This is a genomic window from Paenibacillus sp. N3.4 (assembly GCF_008017805.1).
In the GTDB taxonomy this organism is placed as follows: Bacteria; Bacillota; Bacilli; order Paenibacillales; family NBRC-103111; genus Paenibacillus_E.
Window position 1 is genome coordinate 32,049 of sequence record NZ_VRTT01000007.1, and the last position, 17,503, is coordinate 49,551.

Sequence of the window (17,503 nt, forward strand, 5' to 3'; positions counted from 1 at the left end):
AATATTTCAAAATGAACACGCTTTCATTGATAACTTCCTAAATTGACCGAAAGGTGGAAATTGACATACACAAAGAAACGAAGCTTACGAAGAGAGATACATGGCTGATAATTCTGTTAACTTTAATTTATTCTGATGTGGCCTTTTATCAACTTGGGGATATGGATTCGCCCAAAACGGCATGGAAACCCTCCATAGAAGGGGAAAGCTTCGACGCTGATTTTGGGGAAGCGAAGCTTCTCGAAAAAGTGATATGGTTTGGCGGCATCGGTGATGGAAAGCTGCGAATCGCTTACTCATTGGATGAATAAGGAGGAACAACCGCGTCACACAAGGTTGGACTTATGCATATCTAGGCGTTGTCATGATGTTATTTGCGGCTTTCTATCCTGTTTTGTCTGGACTGGAAATCGATAGATCCTACGCGGTACATGTCTTGAAATGGTTTGACAATTGGCATTTTATTGCGTCTGAATGGTATTATTTAGTTAGCAAGAAGGTTTATGCCCCATGACAATTCATAACTAAGGAGGAACTGAAATTGCCCCAGATATTAATGTGCTATCCCGGGGGAAAGCACAAAGCACTTACAATGAGCTACGATGACGGGAGGACTGCCGACAAAAGGCTGGTAGACATATTCAACCGAAACGGAATAAAGGGTACCTTCCATATCAATTCCGGTTTATTCCACAGTCCTGATCGATTGGGGGAGGAAGAGGTAAGGTCACTCTATCTAGGACATGAGGTATCGGCGCATACATGGACTCATCCGACTATCGCTCGGTGTCCCAACGAACAAATTGTTCACGAAGTTGTGGAAGATCGTAGGAATCTGGAACGGATCGTCGGCTACACGGTAAGGGGCATGTCTTATCCGAACGGTTCCTACAACCGCCGCATTCAAGATATACTGCCAGGGCTGGGCATGGAATACGCAAGAGTTGTTTCTGGCTCTGGCCATTTCGGAATGCCTGATAATTGGCTGGAATGGCAGCCTACGTGTCATCACAATCACGATTTGATGCAGCATGCGGAAACGTTTATCAATTCGCACAAGACGCAGTATTTGAACCTTATGTATGTTTGGGGGCACAGCTATGAGTTTGATAACGACAACAATTGGGAACTGATCGAGGAATTCTGTACGTTTGTCGGTGGGAGATCCGAGATCTGGTATGCAACTAATATTGAGATTGTTGATTATACAAAAGCGTTCGAGCAGCTAAAATTTTCTGCAGCACTGGATTTCGTTTACAACCCGACTGCGCTCAGCGTCTGGCTGAGTGTTGACGGTCAATTGAAGGAAGTGAAAAGCGGAGAACAAAAGAAGCTTTGACCATAGGAGAGGAATTGACGAATGAGTATAACGTTAATTCCTCTTTTTTTAGACCTTCGCAAGACTCAAAAATCTCTTTACTTCGGCTTGAGAACCATGTATATTTGCTTTAAAAGCATATGTTTTTTTAGGAGGAGCCTGTCACCAACGGGCTCTTTTTGTCTTTTTTACGCATAAAGACTAGTTATTTGGAATGAGTATGGTACTAACAAAGGAGGAACTATGGAACAACAGGCAATTTGGGCAATCGGCATTTTCTTACTTATTTATGGAATTATCATTTCGGAGAAAATTCATCGTACGATCATCGCCATGATTGGTGCAGTATTGATGATCCTCCTAGGCATTGTCGATCAAGAAACAGCCTTGCATCACATTGATTTCAATACACTCGGTCTACTCATTGGCATGATGATTATTGTAGGCGTAACAGCAGAGACAGGCCTTTTCAAATATGTAGCTCTTAAGGCTGCAAAAATGGCAAAAGGCAATCCAAAAAGAATCATGGTAGCTTTGGTGATCATCACAGCGGTTAGTTCTGCGTTTTTGGATAACGTTACGACCGTACTTCTGATGGTTCCTGTTACTTTGAGCATTACAAGACAATTACGTGTCAATCCAATACCGTTTCTTATTACTCAAATCATAGCATCTAATGTAGGTGGAACAGCTACCTTAATTGGTGATCCACCCAATATTATGATAGGGAGCTCCGCCAAAGAACTCACATTTATGGCGTTTATTAGTAATTTGACGCCTATTGCCATTATAATTATGCTAGCTTATGTGCCTTTGTTTATTCTTCTATTCGGGAAACAGATCAAGTCAACGCCCGAACTTCAGCGAAGTATTATGGATATGGATGAAAGCGCTGTGATTACTGATCACAAGCTCTTAAGAAAATGTCTGATCGTTCTTGGTATTACGATTGTAGGGTTTTTCCTGCATCAGAGTATTCACTTAGAATCAGCTACAGTTGCGTTAACAGGTGCTTTTTTGCTGCTTATTTTGACTGGTGAACACATGCTGGAACATGCCTTTCAAAGTGTGGAGTGGACGACGTTATTTTTCTTTGTCGGATTGTTTGTTCTTGTATCCGGATTGGTGGAAACTGGCGTAATAGCGAAATTGGCTGCACAAGCAATTGAATTAACCGGAGGAAATGTAGTTGCAACTTCGATGCTGATTCTATGGCTTAGTGCGATAGCTTCGGCATTTCTTGATAATATTCCTTTCGTGGCAACGATGATTCCAATGATTCATGAGATGGGGAATATGGGTGTTAGCAACTTGGAACCGTTGTGGTGGAGTCTTGCTTTGGGGGCTTGTCTAGGTGGCAATGGCACACTAATTGGCGCGAGTGCTAATTTAATCGTTGCGGGAATGGCGAGTAAAGAGGGTTACCCGATTACTTTTATTAAGTACTTGAAAATCGGGTTTCCGTTAATGATCCTTTCGATCGTTCTTTCAAGCTTTTATATTTACTTTAGATATTTGATGTAGGAGGGGGATGGATGTTTTATGTTAACTTATACGTATAATGACAAAGAAATTGAAATCAGTGAAACGGCAAACGGCAATGATGTTGATTTCCGCATTCGTGTCATCGGAGAGGGATCTTTGGACACTAGGATTAAGGAGATCCAGCATGATTTCAATCATAATCACGTAGTAACGGACGTTTTGTTCTATGCTTACATGAATCATGAATATCAATTCATTGTCAGACAAGACTTTTATGCTGATTTTATCCTTTCTCTCATGAAACATCGGTTGTTAATTAGCGTAACTTGGAACTAAGCAACGGAATAGAAGAGCCTGTCACCAACGCATGGCTGCATCCAGCAGCATGCGTTGTGACAGGCTCTTTATTTTAACGGCTAAACTCTGCTCTAACAACGCCAGTACTTTCACGAATGATGAGTTCTGTTTTGATGGAAAAAGCAGAAGGTTTATGTTCTTCTTTTTCAATTAAATCCACCAAGGCCAGAGCGGCGCGTGTTCCCATTTCCTCTTTATTTTGACGAATCGTGGTTAAAGGGGGATTAACATTGCTGGCCATAGCAATATCATCAAATCCAACAATGGAGACATCAACACCGACTTGCAAGCCAAGATCCCGTACAGCTTTCATAGCACCGATTGCCATTAAATCTGAAACACAAAAAATAGCTGTTGGAGACATATGCGCTTGAAGCATACTTTTGGCCACGGAATAACCGCTTTCCTCGCTGAAGTTTCCTTGTGCAATCCACTCGGGTTGTGAAGGTAAGTCGTATTTTTGTAAAGTTTGTTGGTATCCTAAGAATCGCTCCTGACCTACTTGAGTGGAAAAGCAATCTCCGATGAAACCAATTCGTCTATGGCCTAAATCGACTAAATGTTCGACGGCACATACAGCTCCACCCTTATTATCGGAGGTTAAATAGCTCACTCTGGGTCCGGTCAAATCCATGTCAATCGAGATGGTGGGGATTTTACTTTTTAGTAACGACATTAAATGAGGATCATCTTTATGAATGCCCAATAGCAGAACGCCATCTACATTTCTATGCTTGGCTCGGGCTTCATAATGATAAGGTCCGCCATGTGTAACCGTATTTGTAAAAAAAACAATGTCATAGCCATTTCTGCCAATCGTATCTTTAAAGTTTTCTAAAAGAATGTGTAAGAATGGATGGAAAAATCCGTAATTCAGATCATCCTGGAAAAAAGCGCCGATCATATAGGAACGTTTCGTTGCTAAGCCTCTTGCAGTGGCATTAGGGTGAAAATTAAGTTCTTTTATGATTTCTTGAATTTTCGCGCGTGTTTTGGGACTAATATCTGAATAGCCATTTAATGCTTTAGAAACTGTTGAAATGGATACACCGGCATGTTTAGCAATTTCGTAGATGGTTGTCATAATGAAGAGCACACCTCGATTGATTACTGTAGTCATCATTTTATTTTTATCATAACACACTGTAGTTGAAGGCGCTTTCTGAACTCGAAAAAATATTTGTGAAAGCATTGAAAAATGGTAATATTTGTAGTATCGTAAATTACGAAAGCGCTTTCGTAATGGTTTGCTAAACACTGTCTTTTTTCCGTAATAGTACCGTTACGAATCGGTTATTCATTTGTTTGCAGCAAGGTTTATAGGAATTGAAGGATAAGGGGAGGTGTGATAAAGCTTGCAGTCTTGAGAAATACCGATTTCTAGGTTTTACACGAAAAAAGGAGGTAGAATGATGCACACTCGAAGCAAAAAGTTAGTGTCCATTTGTTTGGCTACACTACTCATATTTTGCATGCTTTGTTCATTTGCGGGGATCGCATCTGCCGCAACAATAAACGTTGGCGCAGGGAGTTATACGACAACACTTCCTTCAGGTGCGGTGGCTCCTCAAGGAACCATTTACAAGACTGCGAATGTTACTGGGGCCATGCCAACCAACGATTGGTGGAGTTCATTAGCCTGGGCTCAATATTCGGACGTTATGTTTCCGCATCCATTTGGCGTAGTAGCCGGCGCGAGTGGATTAGGAGTCAGTTATCCTGTTCAATCCGCATCCGGAGATGCGATATTTGGCGCCTATGCCAATGATTTTACATTGGGATCTACGGCTACAGGCACCTTTCCAGAAACGAAGGTAGACGGGTATTCAGATTGGACGGTCTCTATGCTTTGGAACAATGGGGCCGGAGGCTCTATGCGTGTGACAACAGGGCATGGATTGCCTTTTATCTACAGTACTTATGCAGGCGGAACACCTAAGCTAACTTTTAGCTCAGTTCCGACCGTATGGTCGGGAAGTGCCTCATCTGCAGTATTGGGCGTTACTGTGAACGGACATCATTATGCTTTGTTTGGACCTACAGGGTCGACTTGGGCAGGCATAGGAAGCACAACTTTGACCAATAGCTTGGCAGGCAAAACCTATTTCTCCGTTGCCTTGCTGCCGGATAATACAGCTGCGACGTTAGCTGCTTTTAAAACGTATGGCTACTCCTTCGTGACGAACACACAAGCCAATTATGCTTACGATGCATCAGCGAGTAAAGTAAACACGACCTATTCGGTAACTACACAAGCCATGGAAGGGACTCAAACAGGAACTATCTTGGCTTTATACCCGGCTCAATGGAATAATACCGCTCAGTCCTTTTCGCCCTACACCTATGATAGTGTTCGAGGACTGATGAAAACGATTACAGGTTCGTCCTTTACGACAAGTTTAACCTATAATGGGGTTTTGGCTGCATTGCCCGCTGTGGGAAGTTATAATGCTGCAACACTATCAACCTTGGTCGATGCGGTGAAAAATGAAGCTAACCATACAGTTGGAGCAACAGATACGTATTGGTTAGGCAAGTATTTGGGACGTATTGCTAACCTGCTTCCTATTTCGCAGCAAATTGGAAACACGACGGCATCAAATAATTTTGAATCTTATTTAGAAAATACGCTTAGTGCCAATTTTACAGCGGCAGGAAAGACTAACAACCTATTTTATTACGATGCTAACTGGGGCACCTTAATTGGTTATCCAGCCAGCTACGGATCCGATACTTCATTGAACGATCATCACTTTCATTACGGGTATTGGATTCGCGCTGCAGCGGAAGTAGCCAGGAATAATCCGTCCTGGGCATCCCAAGCGAATTGGGGCGGGATGGTGAATTTGTTGATAAAAGATATCGCGAACTGGGATCGCACGGATACACGTTTCCCCTATTTGCGGAACTTTGATCCTTATGCCGGGCACTCTTGGGCATCCGGAGATGCCAAATTTGCAGACGGCAACAATAATGAATCTTCTTCGGAGGGCATTAATGCTTGGGAAGGCTTAATTCTTTGGGGTCAAGACACGGGGAATACAACCATTCGGGATTTAGGCATCTATTTGTATACGACAGAGACCAATGCGGTAAATGAATACTGGTTCAATATCAATAATACGAATTTCAAAGCAGGCTACAATCATAATTATTCCTCCATGATTTGGGGTGGGAAATCTGTTTATGCCACATGGTTTTCGGCAGATCCCCAAAAAATTCGCGGCATCAACATCCTCCCGGTCACCGGTGCTTCTGCTTATTTAGGTTATAATCCGACCTATTCGAGTTCGTTCATCAATCAGTTGAAAACCGAATTTGGCTCCAATAATTGGACCAGCTGGCCGGATATTTTATGGGAATACCAATCGCTTTATGATGCGCCAGGGGCGATAAGTCTGTACAATGCGAATCCGAATTATGTGCCGGAAGATGGCGAAAGCAAGGCACATACGTACAGCTTCATATACAATATGGAGGCCTTAGGACAGGTGGACGTATCTGTTACGGCAAATATTCCGACCTATGGTGTGTTCAAGAAAGGAACTGTACGTAACTATGTGGCTTACAATGCGGGAACTACCGCCGTTACGGTAACCTTCTCAGATGGAAAAACGCTGAGCGTACCGGCAGGACAAATAGTTTCTACCATCGGTGCGAGCACGAACCCTACGATTACTAGCTTAAATCCTACCTCTGGACCGACAGGAACCAGTGTGACGATAAGCGGGTCTAACTTTGGAGCAGCGCAAGGAGCCTCGACATTAAAATTCGGTACAACATCAGCGGCAGTGTCCAGCTGGTCTAATACATCGATTACTGCAACTGTACCCACCGGCCTAGCGATAGGAAGTTACAATGTGATAGCAACCGTAAGTGGAATTGCCAGCAACAGTCAGGTATTTTCGGTAACGAGCGGCGGAAGCGGAGGAGCAGTTTCAAAGCTTTACGTGAATTCCGGCGGAGTTCTTAGTAAAACAGAGGGAACCGGTGCAACAACGAATACAATTGCAAGTGCAGGAGGAGTCAACTATGATGGGACGCCGACGAATGCGGTAACCTATCTGATCACAGGCTTGAATGGTACCTATGATGCGACAAAAGCAACAGGGTTTAATTTATTTATCGATGCGGGTACCAACGTGGGAGATGGGGTACAAGTACAAGTACAGTATGATTTTACGGGACATGGCATCTGGGACCGGACCGAGACCTACAATTACTTTGCCACGAATCCGGTCATAGATTGGGAAAATTACATGCAAAGCCAAGGACTGAAATCTGCTGTGGGTAGCTTTGCCAATTTAGTCAACGGTAATGTTCAGATCAAAGTTTGGAATGCAATTGGTAGTACGAGTACAACTTTGCGAACAAATGCGAGCAGTGCAAATGGACAGCAATCTGTCATTACTATTCCTTTTAATTAAAAGGAAAATTCCAGAATAAAGGTGTGTGAATTGTAGATGAAGCTTAGAAAGCGGAAGTACGTTCGTTTATTCTTATCCGTTTTATTGTGTTTGACGATGTTTTTTCCAGCAGCCTTGGGCGCGAATGCGGCAACAACGCTATCAGCCGCATCAGATGATGCGTATGCATGGTTAAAGGCGCAGCAGGATTTAACGATAGGTTCTGCTGGCGATGGCATGGTTGATAGTTTTGATGATTGGTGGGATGCCACGAATCGTGTGCAGGTTGCCTATACGTATGACCAGGGTGTTGCGGCTATTGCCTTTATGCTCAAAGGAGACCGCACCCGCGCAGAGAAGCTATTAACCAAAATGGCTGCTTTTCAAGATCCTAATGGTTCGTGGATTAACTCTTACTGGTGGATTAATGGCTCAGGTGAAGAAATTCGTCAGCATGTCGGGGTAATCGCATGGATGACGATGGCTTATATGACCTATGAGAAAAAATATGGCGATACGAGGTATCAATCCACGGTAAAAAAAGCACTGGATTGGTGCATCGCTTTTCAAAAGACCAATGGCGGTATTTCGGGCGGCAAGACACAATGGGATGCGTTTCCTGCCATGACCGATGAAGTGTGGACTTCCACGGAGCATAACGAAGACATGTATAATCTGTTAAAGTATTATGCCAACGTGTTTCCAGACCGTACAACCGCTTATAATAATACGGCATCAGGCGTTAAGAGCTTTTTGGATAATGTAGTTTGGAACGATACGCTGAAGCGTTGGAACGGGGGATGGAAGAACAACACGAATTTGCTCGATCCTTTAGTGCCGATGGATGTTAACCCATGGGGTGTGCTGTCTTTGGGCTTAACAGGTACTAGAGATTATAAGCAATCGCTTGCCTATGTGGATAATGCCAATGGAGTAGGAACTGTGACGGACCCCAAGTATGTCCAGACCCTTGACTATGATGGTCAGGGACATATGATGACGGCTTATGATTTCGATTGGGAATACGATTGTGCTCCGGCATTTACACAAACGGGACAGCCGAACGGCACAAAATGTGCGGACATTTGGCTGGAAGGCTCGGCATTTATGTCTTTAGCTCATTATATGAACGGCAATACAGCTAAAGCAGATTCCATATTGAATGAATTGATTAAGAAGCAAGGAACCAGCGGAACTTTGCTTGGCGGATTGCCATATTCCTTAAATGGCTCGAACAATAACTATTGGAGAATGAAACAGGAGAACTGTGTTTCCAGTACAGGATGGCTTATCATCGCTATTGCTCGATATAATCCATTTACAGCACAATATTTGACAGGAACCACCAGTCTAACGATGAGCGGCATCAATCCGACGGCTGGTCCAACAGGAAGCACGGTCACGATTAGCGGCTCAGGCTTTGGAGCTACACAAGGTACTTCTACCGTGAAGTTCGGAACGGCAGCAGCGTCCGTTACCGGCTGGTCGAACACGTCGATTACAGCAACTGTACCAACGGGTCTGACTGCAGGGGCTTATAATGTTGTCGCGACGGTGGGGGGAACAGCCAGCAACTCGCAATCCTTTACGGTGACTTCACCGACAACAATACCTTCCATATCGGGTTTAAGTCCAACTTCCGGTGCTGTTGGGGCGAGCATAACCATAGCAGGAACGAACTTTGGCAGCACACAAGGAACCTCGACGGTTAAATTTGGCACAACGGCAGCTGTCGTGACTAGTTGGAGTAATACGTCTATTCAAGTAACCGTGCCGACGGGATTAGCAAACGGCAGCGTAAATGTGACGGTCGCTAACGGTTCAGGCACAAGTAACGCGGTCGCGTTTACCGTTACTTCGGCGGTTGGGAACTTTACGCAAAGCACAACAGAAACGAATAGTAACACGTTGAAAATCATCTTTACTCCGACAACGGTTTCTAATCAACCGATACTCCATTTTCAATCCACGGCTTTGTTTGGAGGCGCACAACAGAACGTACTGATGACCGATGCCGGGAACGGGTCATGGATCTACAGCATCTCACCACTAAGTGGAGGTAATCAAGTCACCTATACGGTTACGTACACGAAGAACGGAATTCAGCAGCCAGAAACGGGGCAGTATGCTTATACATTTGTAGGTAGTAGCGGTAGCACAGCTCCTTCCATCTCAAGCTTGAGCCCGACTTCGGGACCGATTGGAACAAGTATTACGATAAGCGGTTCCAACCTTGGCGCAGCCCAAGGAAGCTCAACCTTGAAATTCGGAACAGCGTCAGCGTCAGTAACCAACTGGTCAAGTTCGTCGATCACTGCGGTTGTGCCGACCGGTCTAACCGCGGGCAGCTACAATGTGGTCGCAACAGTAAATGGAACAGCAAGCAACAGTCCAACATTTTTGGTAACGAGCAGCGGTGGCGGTGGAACAGGTTCTACGCTGTATGTGAATACGGGCGGAGTTCTTAGTGGATCGGCAGGAACTGGCGCAACAACGGATACGATTGCAAGTGCCGGCGGAGTGAATCATGATGGAACACCAACGAATGCCACAACCTACCTGATTACCGGATTAAATGGCACCTATGATACATCGAAGGCAACTGCCTTCAATTTATTTGTCGACGCAGGGGCCAATGCGGGGGATGGGGTGCAGGTACAAGTGCAGTATGATTTCACGGGACATGGCGTATGGGATCGTACGGAAACTTTTAATTATTTTGCTACAAATCCGGTAGCAGATTGGGAAAACTATACGCAAAACCAAGGACTGAAATCTGCTGTCGGCAGCTTTGCCAATTTAGTCAATGGAAAAGTTCAGATAAAGGTTTGGAATGCGATTGGCAGCACGAGCACCACGCTGCGTACGAATGCCAGCAGTGCAAACGGTCAGCAATCTACGGTCAGCATTCCATTTAATTAAACCTTTAAGCAGATTTATAAAGGGGAAGCAGCAAGGATTTTAATATCCTGTTGTTTCCCTTTTTTTGTTCCTTTTGATTCATGCTGTTGGCGGAATAGAATGCGACATTGGGGGCAGCTGCAATCACGGAGTGACAGCAGCGACAAAATCTACATGGCTTTCAGTAACAGGGAACCGTATGTTCACAGAATTGCTTGGATTATAGCTCTTTTGCGTCATTTTAAAACCAATCGTGTTCCGCTATGATTCATGATATACGGAAGTAAAGGAGAGAAATTAGTTTGAAACGATTTGTTACGGTCCTTGCAAGTTCAATTTTACTATCAAGTCTTGTTATGGGTTGCTCAGCTCCTTCAACAAACGTACAGCCGACTAACAGTGACGTTTTAACGGCTGGAGATTTTTTAACTTTTAAGGACAGTACAGGCCAAGAAATGGTGTTGAAGGAAAAGCCGCAGCATGTCGTTCTGTTGAACACGGAGATTCAGGAATTATATTACCAAGTTGGAGGGCAAGCATCCGGGGTAGCGACAGCTCCAGGAATACCTGTACCCGAAGCGGCAAAAAATACTGTCAAGGTCGGGCAAATTAATCAAGTGAGTATGGAAAAAGTAATGAGCTTGAAGCCAGATTTGATTATCGGTCAATCTGTGTTTCATGCTTCTTTGAAGGATTCGTTTGCTGCTGCAAAGGTGCCATTTGCTTTGGTTGATATTAAAAGTTATGAGGATATCAAAGCCGCTGCGGAATTTTTTGGGAAAATAGCTGGTAAAGAAGCAGAAACTCAGGCGGCGATTGCTTTAACGGAGCAAAAAATGCAAAACATCATTCGTAAGCTTCCTCAGCAGAATCCAAAGTTTGCGATGATTACCATCATGCCGATGGGGATCAGTGTGCAAAAAAACTCAACGCTTTCATTAGATGTAGCAAAGCGATTAAAGTTAATTAATGTCGCTGAATCCATGCCGGCAGGCAAGATGCCGAGTGCAGCACCTTACAGCTTGGAGAAGCTGGTTGAACTAGATCCTGAGTATTTGTTTTTCATCGTGCATGGTACAGAAGAGTATGGGAAAGAAAAACTTACATCCGACCTGGAAAGCAACCCTGCTTGGCGTTCACTAAAGGCGGTCAAAGAAAAAAAGATATACTTCCTTCCATCTGAGCTCTTTGTAAGCAACCCCGGCTTCAACTATGATCAATCTTTATCCTATCTGGCTAAGCTGGTTTTCCCCGATACCTATAGGGATGATCAGAAATGATAAGAATACGTAAACATACAACATGGCGTACGAGTACGTTGGCGATATTTGCACTTTTCGCTCTATTGGGGTTGTATTTGAGTCTTATTTGTGGAGCCGTACAAGTAGATCTTTCAGAAATTGTAAAATCGTTATGGGGTGGAGAAAGCGAGTTTCGCGATATTATTTGGAATATTAGACTGCCGAGAACGATTGTAGCTGCTTTAGTTGGCATCAGTCTTTCGTTATCAGGAGCACTTTTGCAAGGGGTCATGCGTAATTCAATGGCAGATCCTCATATTATCGGCGTATCTTCAGGAGCAGGTTTGTTTGGAATAGGGGTTCTTATTTTATTCCCATCCTATACGTATTTACTTACACCTGTAGCTTTCATTGGAGCCATTATGGCTGCTTTACTCATTTACCTGTTAGCATGGCGTGGAGGCGTCAGTCCGCTGCGGGTTATTCTCGCAGGGGTTGCGGTGTCGGCTTTATTAAATTCCGGTATCTCTGCACTGCTGACCTTTTACAGTGATAGGGTGGGAGGATCACTATTGTTCTTAGTGGGAGGACTATCGGCTAGGAGCTGGCCTCATGTATATATTCTTCTGCCGTATGTGCTTATTGGCACACTGTTAGCTTTGTTGGGTAGTCAACGTATGAATATTATGGCCCTTGGAGATACACAGGCTAAAGGATTAGGTCTGCGTGTGGAAGTGTACCGAATTTACTTCACAGCCATTGCAACTTTACTTGCAGCTAGCACGGTAAGTATCGTTGGTTTACTGGGTTTTGTTGGCATGATTGTTCCCCATTCAGCCCGTTTGCTTATTGGCAGCGATTATCGCTGGTTGCTTCCTGCGTGTGTTATGTTAGGTGTAGCTGTCTTGACGATTTCTGATACAGTGGCGCGTATCGTATTTGCTCCCATAGAGCTTCCTGTAGGAATTGTCATGGGGGTACTTGGAGCGCCAATCTTCTTGTTTTTGCTTCGCAGGAAGGCCATGTGAAATCGGGCTAACGCGGGTATTGATTCGTCGTTTGCGTAATAAAAAGCCAGACTTCATTGAAGACTGGCTTTTTGTTGGTGATTTATTTTCACCAATGTCTACCTCTCTTAAGATGCTTTAACTAATTGCTTGATCGCTTTTTCAATGATTTCATTATCCATACCCTCGCCCATATCATATACTTTTCGAATGGTTCCCTCTTGGTCGATCAGAAACAATGAGCGGATCGAATGTACAAATTGACCATCTTTTTGCTTAACAGCCATAATTCCAAAATCGTTTGCGGTTTTCAATACATCCTGTTCACTCCCTCTTAGTAATTGCCACCCGACGCCTTGTTCAATGCCCAGTGCACTCGCATATTTCTCCAGCGCTTCCGGTGTATCTCGTTCAGGATCGAATGTAACGCTGAGGAACTCTACCTTACTCCCGAAGGTTCCTTTTTTCTTCAAATTATTTTGCATTAACACCATATTGGAGGTTGTCACAGGACATATATCAGGACAGTTGGCAAAGAAAAATTCCACTAACCGCACCTTACCGTTCGTTTCACTTAATTTAACTTGCTGCCCCTTCAGGTTTTGTAAACTGAATTCAGGCGCTTTTTTTATTTTTGGCAGCGGATCGGTGCCTTGTAGGAACCAGTAGACAGCACACAGAATAATGGCAGCAAACAGTACAATAGCGGTAATTCGAAACCATGCTTTATTGGTGGATGAATAGACAGACATGTAAAAATCTCTCCTTATTTAGCCGCAACTTCGAATTGTTGAGTGGGCATAGCATGCATGCCTGCGGCGGTAGTGTGGGAAGTAATGTTGTAAGTTCCTGCCTTTTGAAAAGTTGTTTTCATCGTATAAACGCCATTTTCTTTTTTTCTGCCTTTTATCTTTTCGTGGTTACCTGACTGCCCCTCTTCCCAAATTTCAAAAGTGAGTTCGTTCAACTTTTTTACTTTTTCCCCGTCTAGTGTCACAGTGGCTTGCACCTCCACCGCTTCATCGGGTTTAGGATGGTCTGGGCTGATTTTTACATCAACCTGAATCAATTTCATTGAGCTTTGATTCATGCCAGATATGTCCATATCATCCATACTTGAATCCTTACAACCTGTGAGGATGATACCCATAAGAACAAGCCAATACGCAATTTTCATGTACGTCGTTCGACTCCTTTATTTAAAACTTGTCTTTGTCCTTGTTATTATACCCACGTTATTGGCTGCTGCCATGACTAGAAAGTGCTATTGTTTTTAATATATTTTTGAGTTTCGCCTTATTTGACTTGAAAATGGCATAATTATAGCCCTTATGAGTCATTTTGAAATGAGGATATTTGAGTATATTAATAAAGAACAACTAGAAGCAGCAGAAAAGTCAGACCTAAAGGAGGTAACAGGATGACCCACCCAATTCGTGTCCTTATCGTTGACGACCACCATCATGCCAGAGAAGGCATTCGCGATATTCTGAGCAGAGATACGTCATTCGAGGTTGTTGCTGAAGGCAAAAGCGGCTTAGAAGCACTTGCACTAACAGAAGAATGGATGCCCGATTTAATTATGATGGATATCAATATGCCGCAAATGGATGGTCTTGAGGCCACAAAGCAAATTAAGGATAAATTCCCTTATGTCAAAATCGTTATGATTACCGTTTCTGATGATATTACTCACTTATTTGAAGCTTTAAAAAAAGGAGCGCAGGGCTATCTCCTCAAAAATTTAAGCCCCGATTCATGGCATGAATACTTGAAAGCTGTTGCCGTCGACGAAGCCCCGATGTCCAGAGAGCTTGCGCTGCGCTTGTTGAAGGAATTTTCACCAATAGAAAAGGTGGAAGCTCCTATGAATTCATCGATTACCGTGAGGGAACGTGAAATTTTAAAATGGGTGGCCAGTGGGAAATCGAATCGAGATATTTCGGAAGGGCTCAGCATTTCTGAACATACGGTAAAAAATCATTTGAAAAACATTATGCAAAAGCTTCGTATGGACAATCGTGTTCAACTCACCGGGTATGTGTACGAGCAAGGCTGGATGTCAAATAAAAAAAGATAGGAGAATAAGAATGAGAAAGAAAAATATAGGAGTAGGTTTCAGTTTATTGGCTTTCGTTCTCGCATTATCGGCATGTGGATCTTCCTCAAATCATGCGCATGAAGGGAATATGGGCTCTCTAACAAGTAGTCCTTCTGCAACTGTTAGCGCAAGTAACGCAGAGTCATTGTACAAGAGCAACTGTATGTCCTGTCACGGAGCAACCCTTCAAGGCAAGATTGGGCCATCGCTTAATAAAGTTGGCGGAAAGCTTAGCCAGGAACAAATTGCCGCAAAAATTCAAAATGGTGGCGGCGGAATGCCCTCGTTTAAAACCTTAAAGGAAGCGGATATCGAATCGCTATCTGAATGGCTTGCTGCTAAGAAACAATAATTGGTTTAAGGGAGGAGAGCGGATATGAAACAGTGGAAAGTAGGTATTCTTTTATTTGATGATGTCGAGGTTCTTTTGAGGTATCCACGATTTCAGAAACAGGCAACCTCATTACGGCGAACAACGGTTTGAAAGTGACACCGGACTATAGTTTGATCAATGCTCCTTAATTTGATTTGTTGGTTATACCTGGGGGCATGGGAACAAGTAACCGTAGTCGAAGGTGTGAAATTTGTTGATGAGGGCCGAATTATCACGTCTGCGGGGGTTTCAGCAGGAATTCATATGGCATTTCATATGGTTCAGAGGCTGCTGGGGAAGCAAGCTGCTGTTGAAACAGCTAAGGTTATGGAGTTTGATATTGATTTCGAGGTACCCCAGGATTAAATACATGATCCGAGGAGATGTGAAATGTCAAAAATACGAAATGGTCTTGCAACAGTTATTCTAATCATTTTTATCATTGCTGGCTTTTCTGGTGCAGCTTCCCCCGCATTAGCTGACCACAATCACGGAGATGAAATGATGGCAGCAGGGCAGTCGATTGAAGGCACAATTGTGAACACGGCCTCTTTGATAATCGTCGCTATGGCAACGCTGCTTTTAGTAGTTCGTATACGTGCAAATGCATCCTATCTTCCAAAAATGACGGCGAGGGTCATCTGTTTGGCCGGGCCAATCAAATCCTTTGTTTGCTGACGGCTGATTGTCAGATTTAAACAAGCAAATAGTGAGCAAAACGCCATGTCAGAAACCAACATCTGCGGATGGCGTTTTGGTGTTTGCTTTTACCGTGGTGATGATGAGTAAATCCGGTTAACTTCACGTGGTCTCCTCCATGCGATAGCCGAAGCCTCGTATCGTTCGAATCATCGAGGCGGCAGCGGGTGAGATCGACTGTATCTTTTCCCGCAGTCTCATGACATGCGTATCAACCGTTCGATGATCCCCTGCGGCCTCATAATTCCAAATGTCCTTTAGCAGCATATCGCGTGAGCATATCTTACCTAGATGAAGGGAAAAGTAGCGCAGCAGCTCGTATTCTTTTAAAGTTAGGGAGATTTCTGCACCTTCTACAAGTACTCGACGTGCATGGTGTTCGATGATCAAATTGGAGAAGACGATCCTGTCACTAAAAATAGGTTCTTGCGTCCAGAATCGATTAGGAGTCGTACGTTTTAATATAGCTTTGATTCGGAGAATCAATTCCCTAGGACTGAAAGGTTTGCACATATAGTCGTCTGCACCAGCTTCAAATCCGAGAAGACGATCCGCATCATCGCTTTTTGCTGTAAGTAGGATGATAGGTGTCTTTTTAAAGCTTTTCAACAAATGGCAGGCTTCTATCCCGCTTAGCTTTGGCATCAACCAATCCATAATAATGAGATCATATTCGGTATCCATCGCCTTCATAAGTGCTTGCTCGCCGTTGTCTGCTTCTTCGATGAGTGCATGTTCCTTTTCCAGGTAGATGCGAATTAATTTGCGTGTTCGATCTTCGTCATCGGCAACCAATACTTTATAAGTCATGTGCTTCATTGTTTTCACCTCCGTTGGTTTATATGCTATCCCAATGACAAAGCATTCACATGACTCCAACGAGTTATTTGATCGTCCAAAATATGAACAAACGATGGAGGCTTTATGAACATTGGGCTAATAACGCAATAATTGACTCTTTTATGGTCATTTTATTAGCAGGTATTCTGGCTATAATAATCAACAGATACATGACGAGCGACTTAAAAGCATATCCGGAGGGAGCTTCCTATGAACAGCAATGCACAAACTCGGCAGCAAAGAAATACAGAAGGGATTCGAAAATTCAGTGAACAAAAAACGATGCAAGCTTGCCGCAAGGCCGAAGCGGCCATTCACAAGCTATTAATGGAAGAGGTCAAAATCAATTTTAACACCGTCGCAATTGAAGCAGGCGTATCTAAACCGTTCTTGTATTCGCAACCGGGGCTTCGATTGAGGATTGAAAGCCTCCGCAAACAAACGGAACAAGCTGCTATACCGATTGAATTGATGTACGAAGAGCTAAAGAAAGAGAATGAGGCTATCAAAAAAGAATTATACAAACTGAGGAATTTTATTAGGAAAACAATGAAAACTTCAGATAAATAAAGTTGTTAGTGTTGTACAATGGACAGCACCCTCACGTAGCAACGTCGTTGTTGATATAGAAAACCGTAGCAAGTTTTCAGCGTTACAGAAGGGAAAACATCCGTTGACGGTGCTGTAAGAATACCGAAATTTGACCTCAAGCGGTGCGACTAGGCTGCCTTTAATTGAATTCTGCAGAGATGATGAATTTTCAACTTTAATTGTG

16 protein-coding genes and 1 pseudogene are annotated in these 17,503 nt (G+C 43.5%); 13 read left to right on the plus strand and 4 right to left on the minus strand.

The window, feature by feature from the left end:
* The first annotated feature begins 53 nt into the window (after window positions 1-53).
* The 4 genes from FU659_RS35150 to FU659_RS05720 all read left to right on the plus strand — a co-directional run bounded on the left by FU659_RS35150 (window position 54) and on the right by FU659_RS05720 (window position 3,139).
* Complete coding sequence (locus tag FU659_RS35150) at window positions 54-311, plus strand: hypothetical protein (protein WP_187273923.1); 258 nt, start codon at window positions 54-56, stop codon at window positions 309-311.
* A gap of 230 nt (window positions 312-541) precedes the next feature.
* On the plus strand, window positions 542-1,339 hold the full coding sequence (locus FU659_RS05710) for a polysaccharide deacetylase family protein (protein WP_147946672.1): 798 nt from the start codon (window positions 542-544) through the stop codon (window positions 1,337-1,339).
* A gap of 222 nt (window positions 1,340-1,561) precedes the next feature.
* Window positions 1,562-2,842: an ArsB/NhaD family transporter gene (locus FU659_RS05715; protein WP_147946673.1), complete on the plus strand. Its 1,281-nt coding sequence runs from the start codon at window positions 1,562-1,564 to the stop codon at window positions 2,840-2,842.
* An 18-nt stretch (window positions 2,843-2,860) separates the two neighbouring features.
* Window positions 2,861-3,139: a hypothetical protein gene (locus tag FU659_RS05720; RefSeq protein WP_147946674.1), complete on the plus strand. Its 279-nt coding sequence runs from the start codon at window positions 2,861-2,863 to the stop codon at window positions 3,137-3,139.
* 73 nt (window positions 3,140-3,212) lie between these two features.
* Here FU659_RS05720 and FU659_RS05725 read toward each other — a convergent pair whose 3' ends face one another.
* On the minus strand, window positions 3,213-4,283 hold the full coding sequence (locus FU659_RS05725) for a LacI family DNA-binding transcriptional regulator (RefSeq protein ID WP_261807641.1): 1,071 nt from the start codon (window positions 4,281-4,283) through the stop codon (window positions 3,213-3,215).
* A 286-nt stretch (window positions 4,284-4,569) separates the two neighbouring features.
* Here FU659_RS05725 and FU659_RS05730 point away from each other — a divergent pair, with 286 nt between their 5' ends.
* From FU659_RS05730 to FU659_RS05745, 4 genes are all read left to right on the plus strand, one after another.
* Entirely contained in the window at window positions 4,570-7,587 is a 3,018-nt protein-coding gene (locus FU659_RS05730) for a glycosyl hydrolase (RefSeq protein WP_147946676.1), read from the plus strand.
* A 36-nt stretch (window positions 7,588-7,623) separates the two neighbouring features.
* Window positions 7,624-10,488: an IPT/TIG domain-containing protein gene (locus FU659_RS05735; protein ID WP_147946677.1), complete on the plus strand. Its 2,865-nt coding sequence runs from the start codon at window positions 7,624-7,626 to the stop codon at window positions 10,486-10,488.
* Between the two features lie 281 nt (window positions 10,489-10,769).
* Entirely contained in the window at window positions 10,770-11,747 is a 978-nt protein-coding gene (locus FU659_RS05740; protein ID WP_147946678.1) for an ABC transporter substrate-binding protein, read from the plus strand.
* Window positions 11,744-12,736, plus strand: a complete 993-nt coding sequence (locus tag FU659_RS05745) for a FecCD family ABC transporter permease (RefSeq protein ID WP_147946679.1) — start codon at window positions 11,744-11,746, stop codon at window positions 12,734-12,736. Before FU659_RS05740 ends, FU659_RS05745 begins: the two co-directional genes overlap by 4 nt.
* A 107-nt stretch (window positions 12,737-12,843) precedes the next feature.
* Here FU659_RS05745 and FU659_RS05750 read toward each other — a convergent pair whose 3' ends face one another.
* Together FU659_RS05750 and FU659_RS05755 are read right to left on the minus strand one after the other, a co-directional pair.
* The gene (locus tag FU659_RS05750; RefSeq protein ID WP_147946680.1) at window positions 12,844-13,467 is read right to left on the minus strand and encodes an SCO family protein; all 624 of its coding nucleotides are present in this window, start codon (window positions 13,465-13,467) and stop codon (window positions 12,844-12,846) included.
* A 14-nt stretch (window positions 13,468-13,481) separates the two neighbouring features.
* Entirely contained in the window at window positions 13,482-13,892 is a 411-nt protein-coding gene (locus FU659_RS05755) for a FixH family protein (RefSeq protein WP_147946681.1), read from the minus strand.
* A 243-nt stretch (window positions 13,893-14,135) separates the two neighbouring features.
* On the opposite strand from FU659_RS05755, the gene FU659_RS05760 reads away from it, so the two are divergent.
* The 4 genes and pseudogenes from FU659_RS05760 to FU659_RS05775 all read left to right on the plus strand — a co-directional run bounded on the left by FU659_RS05760 (window position 14,136) and on the right by FU659_RS05775 (window position 15,867).
* On the plus strand, window positions 14,136-14,795 hold the full coding sequence (locus FU659_RS05760; protein ID WP_147946682.1) for a response regulator: 660 nt from the start codon (window positions 14,136-14,138) through the stop codon (window positions 14,793-14,795).
* Window positions 14,796-14,805: 10 nt separating this feature from the next.
* Window positions 14,806-15,168, plus strand: coding sequence for a c-type cytochrome (locus FU659_RS05765; RefSeq protein WP_147946683.1), 363 nt, complete (start codon window positions 14,806-14,808; stop codon window positions 15,166-15,168).
* A 24-nt stretch (window positions 15,169-15,192) separates the two neighbouring features.
* Window positions 15,193-15,555 (plus strand): annotated as a pseudogene (locus tag FU659_RS05770) (DJ-1/PfpI family protein).
* Window positions 15,556-15,579: 24 nt separating this feature from the next.
* Window positions 15,580-15,867 carry a hypothetical protein gene (locus FU659_RS05775; protein WP_147946684.1) on the plus strand — a complete coding sequence of 96 codons (288 nt, stop codon included), beginning with the start codon at window positions 15,580-15,582 and terminating at the stop codon, window positions 15,865-15,867.
* Between the two features lie 123 nt (window positions 15,868-15,990).
* Here FU659_RS05775 and FU659_RS05780 read toward each other — a convergent pair whose 3' ends face one another.
* Window positions 15,991-16,707, minus strand: coding sequence for a response regulator transcription factor (locus FU659_RS05780; protein ID WP_147946685.1), 717 nt, complete (start codon window positions 16,705-16,707; stop codon window positions 15,991-15,993).
* A 231-nt stretch (window positions 16,708-16,938) separates the two neighbouring features.
* On the opposite strand from FU659_RS05780, the gene FU659_RS05785 reads away from it, so the two are divergent.
* The gene (locus FU659_RS05785; protein ID WP_147946686.1) at window positions 16,939-17,298 is read left to right on the plus strand and encodes a DUF6262 family protein; all 360 of its coding nucleotides are present in this window, start codon (window positions 16,939-16,941) and stop codon (window positions 17,296-17,298) included.
* Window positions 17,299-17,503: the final 205 nt, after the last annotated feature.

Bases quoted from the DNA above. Each gene is read 5' to 3' on its own strand.
- FU659_RS05745 (WP_147946679.1), top strand. From the start codon at position 11,744: ATGATAAGAATACGTAAACATACAACATGGCGTACGAGTACGTTGGCG.
- FU659_RS05735 (WP_147946677.1), top strand. From the start codon at position 7,624: ATGAAGCTTAGAAAGCGGAAGTACGTTCGTTTATTCTTATCCGTTTTA.
- FU659_RS05765 (WP_147946683.1), top strand. From the start codon at position 14,806: ATGAGAAAGAAAAATATAGGAGTAGGTTTCAGTTTATTGGCTTTCGTT.
- FU659_RS05775 (WP_147946684.1), top strand. From the start codon at position 15,580: ATGTCAAAAATACGAAATGGTCTTGCAACAGTTATTCTAATCATTTTT.
- FU659_RS05730 (WP_147946676.1), top strand. From the start codon at position 4,570: ATGATGCACACTCGAAGCAAAAAGTTAGTGTCCATTTGTTTGGCTACA.
- FU659_RS05755 (WP_147946681.1), bottom strand. From the start codon at position 13,892: ATGAAAATTGCGTATTGGCTTGTTCTTATGGGTATCATCCTCACAGGT.
- FU659_RS05780 (WP_147946685.1), bottom strand. From the start codon at position 16,707: ATGAAGCACATGACTTATAAAGTATTGGTTGCCGATGACGAAGATCGA.
- FU659_RS05750 (WP_147946680.1), bottom strand. From the start codon at position 13,467: ATGTCTGTCTATTCATCCACCAATAAAGCATGGTTTCGAATTACCGCT.
- FU659_RS05720 (WP_147946674.1), top strand. From the start codon at position 2,861: ATGTTAACTTATACGTATAATGACAAAGAAATTGAAATCAGTGAAACG.
- FU659_RS05760 (WP_147946682.1), top strand. From the start codon at position 14,136: ATGACCCACCCAATTCGTGTCCTTATCGTTGACGACCACCATCATGCC.
- FU659_RS05715 (WP_147946673.1), top strand. From the start codon at position 1,562: ATGGAACAACAGGCAATTTGGGCAATCGGCATTTTCTTACTTATTTAT.
- FU659_RS05785 (WP_147946686.1), top strand. From the start codon at position 16,939: ATGAACAGCAATGCACAAACTCGGCAGCAAAGAAATACAGAAGGGATT.
- FU659_RS05725 (WP_261807641.1), bottom strand. From the start codon at position 4,283: ATGATGACTACAGTAATCAATCGAGGTGTGCTCTTCATTATGACAACC.